This window comes from Flavobacterium sp. W1B, from assembly GCF_047344965.1.
Classification (GTDB): Bacteria; Bacteroidota; Bacteroidia; order Flavobacteriales; family Flavobacteriaceae; genus Flavobacterium.
Genome location: NZ_CP178845.1, coordinates 3,320,310 through 3,334,270, shown reverse-complemented (window position 1 = coordinate 3,334,270; position 13,961 = coordinate 3,320,310). Strand labels below are relative to the sequence as shown.

The following is a 13,961-nucleotide window of genomic DNA, read 5'->3' as shown; positions in this document are numbered from 1 at the left end:
GTCTTTGTTTTTAAATGAGAGCTTCTAGTGTATAATTAGCGAAGGATTTGTGATTTTTAAAAGCTGTGTAGTTGTTTTCTTAAAATGTTAAAGTGTGGTTGTTAAGAAAAATGTTCATAATAAAAGCGATTTACAAGCCGTTATAGACCGTAGAATATGATACATTTGAATATTATAAAAATAAAATAAAAATGCGTAAACTTTCTTGGCTCTTCTTTTTATTGATTTTTGTTAAATCCTTAACTGCGTCGGCACAAAAATCAGCAATATACACCCATGATTTAAAGGATTTTGACCAGGCGGTCTCACTTTTCAAAGACAATCAATATGCTTCGGCTCAAATTATTTTTGATAAAGTTAAATCAGAAACTAAAAACGAGGAATTAAAATCGGATTGCGCTTATTATGACGCTACTTGTGCCATTCGTCTCAATCATGCTAATGCAGATGAACTGATGGAACGTTTTGTTTCGGATTATCCTACAAGTGCTAAGAGTAATCAAGCTTTTATTGAAGTGGCGCATTATTATTTTGACCAAGGAAGCTATCCAAAAGCCTTGCAATGGTTTCAAAAAGTAGATGAAGGCCAGCTTAGTTCTGCAGATCGCGATAAATTTAATTTCCAGAAAGGATATGCTTTTTTTAGTTCCAAAAACAAAAAAGAAGCCACTACTTATTTGAATAAAGTGGTCAACTCTGCCGAATACGGTTCTCAAGCTAAATATTACTTGGGCTTTATGGCCTATGAAGGCGATGATTATAAGGAAGCTACTAAATATTTTGATGAAGTTTCAGGCGAAGAGAAATACAAAGAGAAGCTTTCGTATTATCAGGCTGATATGAATTTTAAACTCGGGAATTTTCAAAAAGCAATTGAATTAGGCGAGAAAGCGATGGCAAAATCAAATGCCTTAGAAAAGTCGGAACTCAATAAAATTATTGGAGAAAGTTATTTCAATTTAAAAAAATACGATCAAGCAATTCCTTATTTAGCTGCTTACAAAGGAAAAAAAGGAAAATGGAACAATACCGATTTTTACCAGTTAGGATATGCCTATTACAAGCAAAATGATTTTGAAAATGCTATTTCTCAGTTCAATAAAATTGTTAGCGGGAAAGATTTTGTGGCACAAAACGCCTATTATCATTTAGGAGAAAGTTATTTGAAATTAGATAAAAAACAAGAAGCATTGAACGCTTTCAAGAATGCATCCGAGATGACATTTGACCTGGCTATACAAGAAGATGCGAGTTTGAATTATGCTAAATTAAGTTATGAATTAGGGAATTCTTATCAAAGTGTCCCAGCTGTTTTGCTTGGGTTTATAAAAAAATATCCAGATAATTCCAGTCGTTCCATAATAGAGAAATTACTGATTGACTCTTATATTTCTTCAAAAAATTACAAAGAAGCATTGGTTTTATTGGAAAAAAATAAAAGCTCTGAGAATAAATTGGCCTATCAAAAAGTTACTTTTTACAGAGGTTTAGAATTATACGTTGACAGAGATTATTCAGAGGCCGCAAAAATGTTTAAAAAATCTATTGACGGACAAATAGACGCCGAATTTACAGCAAGAGCCACTTTCTGGAAAGGAGAAACAGAATATGTATTGGACGATTATAAAAATGCCTTGTTGAGTTACAAACAATTCTCAGGATTGCCTCGTGCGACTTCGACACCAGAATATAAAAACAGCAATTACAATATGGCTTATGCCTATTTTAAATTGAAAGAATACGAATCTGCGGCTACTTATTTCCAAGCACAGATTGACAAAGTAAAGGATGATAAAGTACGATTGAATGATTCTTATTTGCGATTAGGAGATTGTCAATTTGTTACATCTAAATATTGGCCTGCGATGGAGGCTTATAATAAGGTAGTTGATTCTAAAGGAATTGATGCCGATTATGCTTTTTATCAAAAAGCAATTTGTTATGGTTTTGTTTCTAAAAATGACCGAAAAATAGAAGATTTGAATTCCTTTTTACAATTGTATCCTAAATCAAGTTTACGTGATGATGCGATGTATGAATTAGCAAATACTTATGTTGCGAGCAACAAACAGGATTTGGCCTTAAAAACCTATGACCGTTTAATAAATGAATATAAAAATGGATCGTATGCTTCAAAAGCAGTTTTACGTCAAGGATTGATTTTTTACAATTCAGATAAAAATGCGGAAGCTTTGACTAAATTTAAAAAAGTGGCTGCAGAATTTCCTAAAACTCCAGAAGCACTTGAAGCAGTTTCGACTGCAAGATTGATTTATGTTGATTCAGGAAAAGTAGATGAATATGCAACTTGGGTAAGAACATTAGATTTTGTAGCTGTTACGGATGCTGATTTGGATAATGATTCCTATGAATCGGCGTTGAAACAATTTGAGCAAAACAACAACAAGCAAGCTATCTCTGGTTTTACGGCTTATATTTCTAGTTTTCCAAAAGGGATTCATACTTTGTCAGCTAATTTTTATTTAGCACAAGCCTATTTCTCTGAAGGGCAAAAAAACAAGTCAATAGCTAATTATGAGTATGTGATCAATGAGCCTAGAAGTGAGTTTACAGAACAATCATTGGCAAGATTATCTCAAGTTTTGTTAGACAATAATGAAAAAGGAAAAGCAATTCCGGTACTTATTCGTTTAGAGAATGAGGCTGATTTCCCTCAAAATAAAATCTTTGCCCAGTCTAATTTGATGAAATGCTATTATGATAAAAAGGATTATGCAAACTCTGTGATATATGCCGATAAGGTTTTGAATAATCCAAAAACGGATGATAATGTGAAAAGTGATGCTCAAATTATCATTGCACGTTCAGCCGTGCATACCGGTGATGAAACTAAGGCAAGATCAGGTTATGCTAAGTTGTTGACCATTGCCAAAGGAGAATTGGCGGCGGAAGCTTTGTATTATGATGCATATTTTAAGAATAAAGATGGGAAATTTGAAGTTTCAAATGTAGCGGTTCAAAAACTGGCTAAAAATTATTCGGCTTATCGTTATTTTGGTGCCAAAGGTTTGGTTCTTATGGCTAAAAACTTTTATGGATTGAAAGATAGTTTTCAGGCGACTTACATTTTAGATAATGTTATTCAAAATTTTACTGATTTCCCTGATGTTGTTTCAGAAGCACAAAAAGAATTGGATGTCATTAAAGCCGAAGAATCGAAAACCAATTCATCTATCGTTAAGTAATAAAATAAGAAATTAGAATCAAGAAAAAAGAGCGTTGTAAATTTTAAGACCTTATTTTAAAGCTTTTTTCTTTATAAAAACAAAAAAACATGAAGTTCAATTTCCAAAATAAAACAATTATAATCCTGTTGTTAATGGCTTTCCAGTTTTCATTTGCTCAAAAAAAGGATGAAAACATAGGCTCAGAAGTGGTAAATGTGGTAAAGCCATATACGCCAACTATTTCGGATGCTTTCAAAGTGCCGGAAACGCCTGTTCTGGATGATGCCGGAAATGCCAAGAAAGAAACGATTAAATATTCTATTTTTTCTTTTCCAGTTGCCTCTACTTTTACACCTTCTAAAGGAAAAGCAGAAGGGGTAGATAAAACAAAGCAAGCGCATTTGTACAATAATTACGCGACTTTAGGATTTGGAAACTACGGAACTCTCAATGCGGAGTTGTTCGTAAATCATGAGTTGAATAATTACGATTATGTAGGAGGGATGTTTCGTCATCTTTCTTCTCAAGGCGGAATAAGTGGAGTAGAGCTGGATGATCCGTTTTATAATACATTACTAGATTTAACCTATGGTTCAAATTATAAGGATATGTCTTGGAATGTAGATTTAGGGGTTCAAAACCAGATTTACAATTGGTATGGCATACCGGAAGGTTTTGGCAATACTCTGATTCCTTCTGAAAGGGCGATTTTGGTAAACGGAATCAATCCGCAACATAGTTATACTACTATTTCTTTGGGAAGTAAAATTGATTTTAACGAAGGGATTTTGAATGAGGCTATTCTGAAATTTAGCCATTTTACTGATAATTTTGGTTCTGCTGAAAATAGATTTTTCATCAAACCTTCTTTGCAGTTAGCTATAATGGAGGAATCTATTAAAACAAATATTATAGTTGATTATGTAGGAGGAAGTTTCGATAAAAATTATATGAATAACATCCAACCTTTAAAATATGGATATACAAATTTTGGTATTGCGCCAAGTTTTGTAATGCAAAAAGACGATTGGACCTTAAATTTGGGAGCATCGGTATTTTATAGTCTAGATACAGAGAACAGCAATAATAGCCTTTTTGTTTATCCAAATATTAATGCTTCCTATAAAGTGGTGGGCGATTTGATGATTTTTTACGCAGGTGCCGAAGGAAGTTTAGAGCAAAACTCTTATCAGGATTTTGTTAACGGGAATTCATTTTTATCACCAACTTTAAATATTACTCCGACTGACAAGCAGTATGATATTTTTGCGGGATTAAAAGGAAAGTTAGCAAATAACGTAAGTTATAATATTCGTGGTTCTTATATTAATGAAAGAAATAAAGCGTTGTACAAGAGCAATGATTATAATGAGAATTCTTCAAATCAAGATTATGAATTTGGGAATTCAATGCAAGTGGTTTATGATGATATGAGAACCTTGAGTTTTTCGGGAGATTTAAAAGCTGATTTTTCAGACAATGTGACTTTTGGGATTAGCGGAACTTTTAATAGTTTTACCAATGATTTTCAAAGCGAAGCATGGAATTTGCCAACCATTAAATTAAATTCTAATATTGATTTTAATATTACTAAGAAATGGTATGCCGGAGCAGCGGTTTTCTATGTTGGTGATCGCAAGGATTTAAAAACGAAGACCGATATTGTAGCTAATTATACCGTAACAACATTAGATAGTTATTTTGACGTAAATGCCCATTTGGGATATAAGTACAGCGATCGTTTGACAGGTTTTCTTAGAGCCAATAATATCACCAATCAAGCCTATCAAAAATGGTTAAATTATCCGGTTCAAGGTTTTCAAATAGTAGTGGGAGCAAACTATAAGTTTGATTTTTAAACTAAAAATTAACCGCAAAGAACACTAAGGTTTTACAAGGAGCGCAAAGAATTATAAAAAATAAAACTTAGCGAACTTAGCGTAAATCTTAGTGTTCTTTGCGGTTAAAAGAACAAATTAGGATGCTTTTTATTTGGTAAAAGGAATGGCAACTCTCATTTTGTCCCAACCTATGTTAAGTAATATTCCATTATCAGCCTTGGTGAAAACCATTGAAAAAGCTTCAAGATAATCGTCAGCAGAGGTTACCGGAACGCTTAATCTTGCCACATCATTTTTGGCATCGTAATTATAGGCTCCCCAAGCGTTGCGGTCTTTACTTATAATAGCGATCCATTCTTTTTCACCTGGAATCGTGTATAAGGTATAAGTTCCGGCTTTTATTTTGGTTTTCCCTAAATACATATCCGCGTAAAAACTTATTTCGGCTGCCTCATTGGCTCCGGTTCTCCAAACTTTTCCATTAGGAGCCAGTTCATTAAGACTACGTCCTTTTAGTTGAGGTCGGCTATAGATTACTCTTGCGGTTTTATTAGTTTCTTTATAATCATTAGGGAACCAAGCCGCATCCATTGGGCTTTTGTCAAGATCAGAGAATTTTTGTGCATTCGCATTAGCGGATAAAAGCATCGCAAATGCACAGACAGCTGTGGTAAGAAATGTAGATTTTTTCATAGTTTTTATTAAAAGTTTAAAAGGTTGAAATTATTAATTGTGTTTTTGTAAAGATAAAAAATCTTGTTAAAGTTTCATAAGAATGGCAAAAGGGATTACGGAAGTTGTAGGACTCTGGAATAATAGTATAACTTTGGTCGCGTTTATGGGCAAAGAAGCGGTTTCTCTTTTGTTCAGAGATGTTGGTTTTATTTCCATTATTCTGTATTTTAAACAAAAATTATGACTTTCAAACAAAAAATATATCAGTATTATCTACAACTTGTTCAAGATAGAATAGATGTTTTTAGAGATATGATTACTGCATTGACCGAAGATTCTAAAAATGATGCCAAAGGTTCTGCCGGTGATAAGCACGAAACGGCTTTGTCGATGATGCATCTGGAGCAGGAAAAACTTAATTCGAAGCTACGAGAAGTACTTGCTCAAAAAGCTGTTTTAGATAAAATTGATTCTAATGCAATCGCTGAAACCATTATTGTAGGTAGTTTGGTGAAGGCCAATGGAATTTATCTGTATCTCAGTTTAGCATTGCCAAAAATTAATATCGACGGAATCAACGTTATTGCTTTGTCCCCTCAATCTCCGCTTGGGACTCATTTAATGGGTAATAAAGTTGGTTTTCAATTTGAAATCAACACTACAAAATATACTATTGAGGAGATAGTATAGCAGTTTTATTCCTTGTTTTGTTTTCTGTTTTTGGTATAAATTGAAATTTTAAACTTTATGCTCATATTTGAAAGCTTTGAAATTACATATTTTATGTAAAAAGCGATTATTTGTTTTTATTTGTAACTATATAGTGTTTTTGTGTTTTGTGTTTGTAACTGATAACGCATCTTTGCCTTATCAAATTAAATAAAACATTTAAAATATATAGTTATGTGCGGAATAGTATGTGCCTTTGATTTAAAACAGAATGCTGAAACTTTAAGACCACAGGTGTTGGAGATGTCTAAGATTATTCGTCATCGCGGACCAGATTGGAGTGGAATTTTTAGTAATGAAAAAGCGATTTTATCTCATGAGCGATTGGCTATTGTTGATCCGGCTTCGGGAAAACAACCTTTGTTAAGCGAAGACGGGAAATTAGTTTTGGCTGCCAATGGTGAAATTTATAACCATAGAGAGTTGCGCAAGCAATTTGAAGGGAAATATAACTTTCAAACAGAAAGTGATTGCGAAGTTATCTTGGCACTTTACAAAGAAAAAGGACCTCATTTTATCGATGAGATGAATGGTATCTTCGGATTTGCTATTTATGATGTTGACAAAGATGAATACTTTGTGGCACGTGATCATATGGGTATTATTCCATTATATATTGGTTGGGATCAACACGGAACTTTTTATGTAGCTTCTGAATTGAAAGCATTAGAAGGCTATTGTACTAAAATAGAATTGTTTCCTCCGGGACATTATATGTCAAGTAAAGATGGAGAATTTGTACAATGGTACAAAAGAGATTGGACTGAATATGATGCAGTAAAAGATAACGAAACAAATATTTCAGATATCAAAGTGGCGCTTGAGGCTGCTGTTCACAGACAATTGATGAGCGATGTTCCTTATGGAGTTTTGCTTTCGGGAGGTTTGGATTCGTCTATTACTTCGGCTGTGGCCAAAAAATATGCGCAAAAACGTATCGAGTCAGGCGATGTTGCCGATGCTTGGTATCCACAATTACACTCTTTTTCAGTAGGTTTGGAAGGTTCTCCAGATTTAGCAGCTGCTCAAATTGTAGCGGATCATATCGGAACAATTCACCACGAAATTAAATTTACAATTCAAGAAGGTTTGGATGCGGTGCGTGATGTAATTTACAACCTAGAAACTTATGATGTTACTACCGTTAGAGCATCGACACCAATGTGGTTAATGGCGAGAGTTATTAAATCAATGGGTATCAAAATGGTATTGTCTGGTGAAGGTGCTGATGAGTTGTTTGGAGGTTATCTTTATTTTCATAAAGCTCCAAATGCGCAGGAATTTCATGAAGAAAACGTCCGTAAATTAGGTAAACTGCACATGTACGATTGTTTGCGTGCCAACAAAAGTTTAGCGGCTTGGGGTATTGAAGGGCGCGTTCCGTTCTTAGATAAAGAATTTATGGATGTGGCAATGAGAATCAACCCACAAGACAAAATGATCAATAAAGAACATCCTATGGAAAAATGGGTGGTTCGTAAAGCTTTTGAAGACATGTTGCCGGAAAGTGTTGCTTGGAGACAAAAAGAGCAATTTAGTGACGGAGTAGGATATAGCTGGATTGATACTTTGAAAGAAGTAGTTGCAGAAGCGGTTTCAGATGAACAATTGGCAAATGCAAAATACAAGTTCCCTTTACAGACGCCAACTTCTAAAGAAGAGTATTACTATCGTTCAATTTTTACAGAACATTTCCCTAGTGATGCAGCAGCTTTATGCGTGCCTCAGGAAGCAAGTGTGGCTTGTAGTACAAAAATAGCTTTAGAATGGGATGAAGCATTCAAAAACATGAATGATCCGTCAGGAAGAGCTGTTGCAAGCGTTCATGACGATGCGTATGTTAAAGCATAAATAATTTTTATTTAGAATTAGTTGTTAGAAAGGCGTCCTCATTTTGAGGGCGTTTTTTATTTATATAGCTGTTCTTGAGAAAAATATCGATTTTAAGGATAAAGAAATCGGGATTGGAAAAGTTACAGCTTCGTTTGCCTGATTCCAGATTTAGAACTTGTGAATTACATTTTTTATGTAAATATTTAATTTTTGTTGTTTTTTGTAACTAGAATTAAGTTTTGTGTTTTGTAATAGTGACTATTGATGCAAATTTGTTTTAATAAAACAGATTGAAAACAGTAAAATAGACAGTGTATGTGTGGAATATTAGCCATTATTGGAAAAGGAAAAGACGAGGAATTGATAAAAGAACTTTCGAAAAGGATGTCACATCGTGGTCCGGATGAAAGCGATTTATATGTTACTGAAAAAGGACACATTCTGAGTCATGAACGTTTGTCTATTATTGATTTGTATTCTGGTAAACAACCGATACAAGGTTCTAAGAAAGCTTATATGGTTCATAATGGTGAAATTTACAATCATCAGGAATTAAGAGATGGCATTTTGAAAGATCATATTTTTAGAACCCAATCGGATTCGGAAGTGATTGTTCATTTATACGAGGAATTTGGCTATGAATTTTGCGATATGTTGGATGGTGATTTTGCTTTTGTTGTAATCGATGAGGATGATTTTATCGCCGCTAGAGATCCGCTAGGTGTGAAACCTTTGTATTATGGTTTAGACGCAAGAGGTAAGATTTATTTTGCTTCAGAAATGAAATCTATAGCCGATCAGTGCAAAACATTTTCCACTTTTCCGCCCGGACATTATTATACACAAAAAACAGGTTTTGTGAAATATTATAGACCTCAATACGAAGATTATTTAAAGGCAGATCAGGATTTGGATTTAGAGTTGATCCGAACGACTTTGACCGAGGCTACTCGTAAGCGCTTGATGAGCGATGTGCCAATTGGGGTGTTGCTTTCTGGGGGATTGGATTCGTCATTAACATCGGCAATTGCTTCAAGGTTGCTGAAGGAGCAGGGAAAGGAACTGCATTCTTTTTCAATAGGATTGGATGCTGATGCTCCAGATGCTTTGGCTGCAAGGAAAGTGGCTGAGTTTTTAGGGACGGAACATCATGAAATCTATTTTACGATAGAGCAGGGAATTGCGATTTTGGATAAATTAATTTGGCATCTGGAGACCTATGATGTTACTTCAATAAGAGCTAGTACGCCAATGTATTTCTTGTCGAAAGCGATCGCTGATTTGGGAATTAAAGTGGTGCTTTCGGGAGAAGGAGCCGATGAGGTTTTTGGGGGTTATTTGTATTTTAGAAATGCGCCATCTGCCGAAGAGTTTCAAAAAGAAACCATCGAAAGGGTTCAGAAATTATTTACTGCCGATTTGTTAAGAGCGGATAAATCAACAATGGCTCACGGATTAGAGGCTAGGGTACCGTTTTTAGACAAAGCGTTCTTGGAAATGGCTGTTTGTGTTAAAGCAGAAGAAAAAATGCCTAAAACCTACGAAGGAATAGAAAAATACATATTAAGAAAAGCATTTGATACTCCGGAAGATCCTTATCTGCCGAGCGAAGTTTTATGGAGGCAAAAGGAACAGTTTTCTGATGGCGTAGGTTATAATTGGATTGATCAGCTGATTGAATATTGTTCTTCAAAGGTTACGGATGAGCAATTAGCGGGAGCTTCTACTGAATTTTTATACAATTCGCCAACTACCAAAGAAGCTTATTTTTACAGGTCAATATTTAATAAGTATTATCCGCAGCGCAGCGCGGCTCAAACGGTTAGGAAGTGGATTCCGAAATGGCAAGAAAACCAAGATCCAAGCGGGAGAGCAAATGCCGCGCACTTACAAGCGGATACTGAAATTGCGAAAGCGGCGTTTACAGTTTAAAAAAAAATATCAATAACAATTTCAATTGTAATGTAATAATTTTCAAATTTTCAAAACGGCATTTTAAATGTTTGTTTTGAAAATTTGTCTTTTAGAAAGGTTTAGTTTTTAATTAATTTTTGAAATTACCATTGAAATTGAATTTATGATCTCGGTTTATTAAGACCTCTGTCGTAAAGAATAATTGTTCCCGCAACAGATACATTTAAGCTTTTTTCGGATTTGAATTTTACTAAAAAATGACATTTTTCAATCGCTTTTTTTGAAAGACCATTATCTTCTGCACCTAATAAATAAACACAACGTCTTGGGTGTTCGAAAGTCTCTAAATCTTCTGCATTTTCATCCAATTCAACACCAACCAAGCGCGCGCCTACGGGTAGGTTTTTATAGAACTCTTCAAAAGTTTCATAATGAAAATAGGGTATTGATTTTACGGCATTATGGGTGTCGCAGGCTTGTTTTGCATAACGATTTCCAATAGTAAAAATATAGCTTGCGCCAAGGTTTTGTGCTGAGCGCCATAAAACGCCTAGATTTTCAGGTGTTTTGCCGTTTTGTATCCCTATGCCAAAATATTCAGTTGTAAAATTATCATTCATTGAGCAAAAATACAAACAGTTAGCAGTAATGTCAAATTTTTAATTTACTTTAAAAAAATTCTCCAATAGAGAGCGTTTTTTATTACAATAAATAAACAAAATGTTAATAACTTAACGGCTTAAAAAGGGATTTTAACGCTTATATAGTTTGCGTTTTTATATATTTGCGTGTTAGAGACAATTATATTATAGAATAAAACATATGAGCGAAGAAATCAAGAAGGACAATTATTCAGCGGATAGTATTCAGGCATTAGAGGGAATGGAGCACGTTAGAATGCGTCCATCGATGTATATTGGAGATGTAGGTGTTCGAGGACTCCATCATTTAGTTTATGAAGTAGTCGATAACTCTATAGATGAGGCAATGGGAGGTCATTGTGATACTATTAGTGTTTCTATTAATGAAAATGGATCTGTTTCAGTTGAAGATAACGGACGTGGTATTCCTGTAGGAATCCATAAAAAAGAAGGTGTTTCTGCATTGGAAGTTGTAATGACTAAAATTGGTGCAGGAGGTAAATTTGACAAAGATTCCTATAAGGTTTCTGGAGGTTTGCACGGTGTTGGGGTTTCGGTTGTTAATGCGTTATCAAACCACCTTACGGCAACGGTTCACAGTGGTGACGGTAAAGTCTATGAACAAGAATATGAAAGAGGAAAAGCGCTTTATCCTGTAAAGCAAATTGGGGAAACTACGAAAAGAGGAACGATAGTTACTTTTTTTCCAGATAACACCATTTTTACCCAAACAACGGAGTTCTCTTATGATACTTTAGCGGCTCGTATGCGTGAATTGTCATTCTTGAACAAAGGAATCACAATTACTTTTACCGATAAAAGAGAATTAGATAAGGACGGAAAATTCCTTTCAGAAGTTTTCCATTCAGATGAAGGACTGAAAGAATACATTCGTTATTTAGACGGAAATCGTGAGCCGATTATTGCGCACGTAATTTCTATGGATCACGAAAAAGGAGAAATTCCGGTTGAGGTTGCCTTGATTTATAATACAAGTTACACTGAAAATATTTTTTCTTACGTAAATAATATCAATACGCACGAAGGAGGAACGCATTTGCAAGGTTTCAGAACGGGTTTAACTCGTTCGTTGAAGAAATATGCTGATGCTTCCGGAATGTTGGACAAACTGAAATTTGATATTTCCGGGGATGATTTCCGTGAAGGATTGACTGCTATTATTTCGGTAAAAGTTCAAGAGCCACAATTTGAGGGACAAACTAAAACCAAACTTGGAAATAGAGAAGTAGTTTCGCCAGTGAGTCAAGCGGTGAGTGAAATGATCGAAAATTATTTGGAAGAAAATCCAAATGACGCCCGAATCATTGTGCAAAAAGTAATTCTTGCAGCTCAGGCACGTCACGCAGCTAAAAAAGCGCGTGAAATGGTACAACGCAAAACCGTAATGGGTGGCGGCGGATTGCCAGGTAAACTTTCGGATTGTTCGGAACAAGATCCTGCAAAATGTGAGGTTTATCTTGTCGAGGGAGATTCGGCAGGAGGAACGGCTAAACAAGGTCGTGATCGTGCTTTTCAGGCTATTTTACCATTACGAGGTAAGATTTTGAATGTCGAAAAAGCGATGCATCACAAAGTTTTCGAGAACGAAGAGATCAGAAATATATTTACAGCTCTAGGAGTTACTGTTGGTACCGAAGAGGATAGTAAGGCTCTTAATATTTCAAAATTAAGATATCATAAGGTAATCATTATGTGTGATGCCGATGTCGATGGTAGTCATATCTCTACTTTAATATTAACATTCTTCTTCCGTTTTATGAAAGAACTTATTGAAGAAGGTCACGTTTATATTGCTGCGCCTCCTTTGTATTTAGTTAAAAAAGGAAATAAGAAAGAATACGCTTGGAATGACGTTCAACGTGATCAGGCTAATGAAAGAATGGGCGGAAGCGCAGGTATTCAGCGTTATAAAGGTCTTGGAGAGATGAACGCCGAGCAATTATGGGAAACTACAATGGATCCTAATTTTAGAACATTGCGTCAGGTGACTATAGATAGTTTGGCCGAAGCGGACCGTGTTTTCTCTATGTTGATGGGGGATGAAGTACCACCTAGAAGGGAATTTATTGAGAAAAATGCAGTTTATGCAAAAATTGACGCTTAATTAAGACGTTGTTTACTGATTACTAACTAACCAAAAATACTATTACAATATGAAAGTTACCATTGTAGGAGCAGGAAATGTAGGCGCAACCTGTGCTGACGTAATTTCTTATAGAGGAATTGCAAGCGAAGTAGTATTATTGGATATAAAAGAAGGTTTTGCCGAAGGTAAGGCTTTGGATATCATGCAATGTGCGACCAATACGGGTTTTAATACCAAGGTGACTGGTGTTACCAATGATTATTCTAAAACAGCAAATAGTAGCGTAGTGGTTATTACCTCTGGTATTCCAAGGAAGCCGGGAATGACGCGCGAGGAATTAATAGGAATCAATGCAGGGATTGTGAAAACAGTTGTCGAAAATGTATTGGTGCATTCGCCTAATGCTATTATTGTTGTGGTTTCAAATCCTATGGATACCATGACTTATTTAGCTTTAAAAGCTACTGGATTACCTAAAAATAGAATAATAGGTATGGGCGGAGCCTTAGATAGTTCTCGTTTTAGGACTTATCTTTCTATGGCTTTAGATAAGCCGGCAAACGATATTTCTGCTATGGTAATAGGAGGTCATGGAGATACTACGATGATTCCGTTGACTCGTTTAGCATCTTATAATGGTATTCCGGTTTCTCAGTTTCTTTCAGAAGAAGCTTTGCAAAAAGTAGCCGCTGACACTATGGTGGGCGGAGCAACACTTACCGGTCTTTTAGGGACATCGGCATGGTATGCTCCTGGAGCTTCGGTTGCTTACTTAGTAGATAGTATTTTGAATGATCAAAAGAAAATGATTGCTTGTTCCGTTTTTGTGGAAGGAGAATACGGACAAAATGATATATGTATAGGTGTACCTTGTATTATTGGTAAAAATGGGGTGGAAGAAATCCTTGCCATTGAGTTAAATGATCAAGAAAAAGCTTTGTTTGTCAAAAGTGCTGATGCAGTTAGACAAATGAATGACGCTTTAAAATCTATTTTAGTCTAGTAATTTTGTTATATAACAGAGAAGACTGCA

The 13,961-nt window shown here is 35.2% G+C and carries 10 protein-coding genes; 7 read left to right on the top strand and 3 right to left on the bottom strand.

Translation table 11 applies throughout. The features are described 5' to 3' along the window. Positions 1–191: 191 nt before the first annotated feature. Together ACMDB5_RS14455 and ACMDB5_RS14450 are read left to right on the top strand one after the other, a co-directional pair. Positions 192–3,206 carry a tetratricopeptide repeat protein gene (locus ACMDB5_RS14455; RefSeq protein ID WP_413998969.1) on the top strand — a complete coding sequence of 1,005 codons (3,015 nt, stop codon included), beginning with the start codon at positions 192–194 and terminating at the stop codon, positions 3,204–3,206. Between the two features lie 89 nt (positions 3,207–3,295). Continuing rightward, positions 3,296–5,047 (top strand): TonB-dependent receptor, encoded by a 1,752-nt coding sequence (locus ACMDB5_RS14450; RefSeq protein ID WP_413998968.1) that lies wholly within the window; start codon positions 3,296–3,298, stop codon positions 5,045–5,047. A gap of 129 nt (positions 5,048–5,176) precedes the next feature. Here the strand turns inward: ACMDB5_RS14450 and ACMDB5_RS14445 are convergent, their stop codons facing one another. Both ACMDB5_RS14445 and ACMDB5_RS14440 read right to left on the bottom strand, forming a co-directional pair. Further along, positions 5,177–5,722, bottom strand: a complete 546-nt coding sequence (locus tag ACMDB5_RS14445) for a DUF2911 domain-containing protein (RefSeq protein ID WP_413998967.1) — start codon at positions 5,720–5,722, stop codon at positions 5,177–5,179. A gap of 66 nt (positions 5,723–5,788) precedes the next feature. Next, entirely contained in the window at positions 5,789–5,920 is a 132-nt protein-coding gene (locus tag ACMDB5_RS14440; RefSeq protein WP_413998966.1) for a hypothetical protein, read from the bottom strand. Positions 5,921–5,944: 24 nt separating this feature from the next. Here ACMDB5_RS14440 and ACMDB5_RS14435 point away from each other — a divergent pair, with 24 nt between their 5' ends. The 3 genes from ACMDB5_RS14435 to asnB (ACMDB5_RS14425) all read left to right on the top strand — a co-directional run bounded on the left by ACMDB5_RS14435 (position 5,945) and on the right by asnB (ACMDB5_RS14425) (position 10,198). Beyond that, a complete protein-coding gene (locus ACMDB5_RS14435; protein ID WP_413998965.1) occupies positions 5,945–6,394 on the top strand; it encodes a hypothetical protein in 450 nt (149 codons plus the stop codon). A 213-nt stretch (positions 6,395–6,607) separates the two neighbouring features. Further along, positions 6,608–8,284 (top strand): asparagine synthase B, encoded by a 1,677-nt coding sequence (gene asnB / locus ACMDB5_RS14430; protein WP_413998964.1) that lies wholly within the window; start codon positions 6,608–6,610, stop codon positions 8,282–8,284. Positions 8,285–8,581: 297 nt separating this feature from the next. Further along, positions 8,582–10,198 carry an asparagine synthase B gene (gene asnB, locus ACMDB5_RS14425; RefSeq protein WP_413998963.1) on the top strand — a complete coding sequence of 539 codons (1,617 nt, stop codon included), beginning with the start codon at positions 8,582–8,584 and terminating at the stop codon, positions 10,196–10,198. A 143-nt stretch (positions 10,199–10,341) separates the two neighbouring features. On the opposite strand, the gene ACMDB5_RS14420 is transcribed toward asnB (ACMDB5_RS14425), so the two are convergent. Continuing rightward, complete coding sequence (locus ACMDB5_RS14420) at positions 10,342–10,800, bottom strand: RNA methyltransferase (RefSeq protein ID WP_413998962.1); 459 nt, start codon at positions 10,798–10,800, stop codon at positions 10,342–10,344. A gap of 202 nt (positions 10,801–11,002) precedes the next feature. Between ACMDB5_RS14420 and gyrB the strand changes: the two genes are divergently transcribed. Together gyrB and mdh are read left to right on the top strand one after the other, a co-directional pair. Then, the gene (gyrB, locus tag ACMDB5_RS14415) at positions 11,003–12,946 is read left to right on the top strand and encodes a DNA topoisomerase (ATP-hydrolyzing) subunit B (RefSeq protein WP_413998961.1); all 1,944 of its coding nucleotides are present in this window, start codon (positions 11,003–11,005) and stop codon (positions 12,944–12,946) included. A gap of 49 nt (positions 12,947–12,995) precedes the next feature. Next, positions 12,996–13,931, top strand: a complete 936-nt coding sequence (mdh, locus tag ACMDB5_RS14410) for a malate dehydrogenase (RefSeq protein WP_413998960.1) — start codon at positions 12,996–12,998, stop codon at positions 13,929–13,931. The last annotated feature ends 30 nt before the right edge of the window (positions 13,932–13,961 follow it).

Coding starts and splice junctions, on each gene's coding strand:
- ACMDB5_RS14455 (WP_413998969.1), top strand. CDS start 192: ATGCGTAAACTTTCTTGGCTCTTCTTTTTATTGATTTTTGTTAAATCC.
- ACMDB5_RS14450 (WP_413998968.1), top strand. CDS start 3,296: ATGAAGTTCAATTTCCAAAATAAAACAATTATAATCCTGTTGTTAATG.
- ACMDB5_RS14445 (WP_413998967.1), bottom strand. CDS start 5,722: ATGAAAAAATCTACATTTCTTACCACAGCTGTCTGTGCATTTGCGATG.
- ACMDB5_RS14440 (WP_413998966.1), bottom strand. CDS start 5,920: ATGGAAATAAAACCAACATCTCTGAACAAAAGAGAAACCGCTTCTTTG.
- ACMDB5_RS14435 (WP_413998965.1), top strand. CDS start 5,945: ATGACTTTCAAACAAAAAATATATCAGTATTATCTACAACTTGTTCAA.
- asnB (WP_413998964.1), top strand. CDS start 6,608: ATGTGCGGAATAGTATGTGCCTTTGATTTAAAACAGAATGCTGAAACT.
- asnB (WP_413998963.1), top strand. CDS start 8,582: ATGTGTGGAATATTAGCCATTATTGGAAAAGGAAAAGACGAGGAATTG.
- ACMDB5_RS14420 (WP_413998962.1), bottom strand. CDS start 10,800: ATGAATGATAATTTTACAACTGAATATTTTGGCATAGGGATACAAAAC.
- gyrB (WP_413998961.1), top strand. CDS start 11,003: ATGAGCGAAGAAATCAAGAAGGACAATTATTCAGCGGATAGTATTCAG.
- mdh (WP_413998960.1), top strand. CDS start 12,996: ATGAAAGTTACCATTGTAGGAGCAGGAAATGTAGGCGCAACCTGTGCT.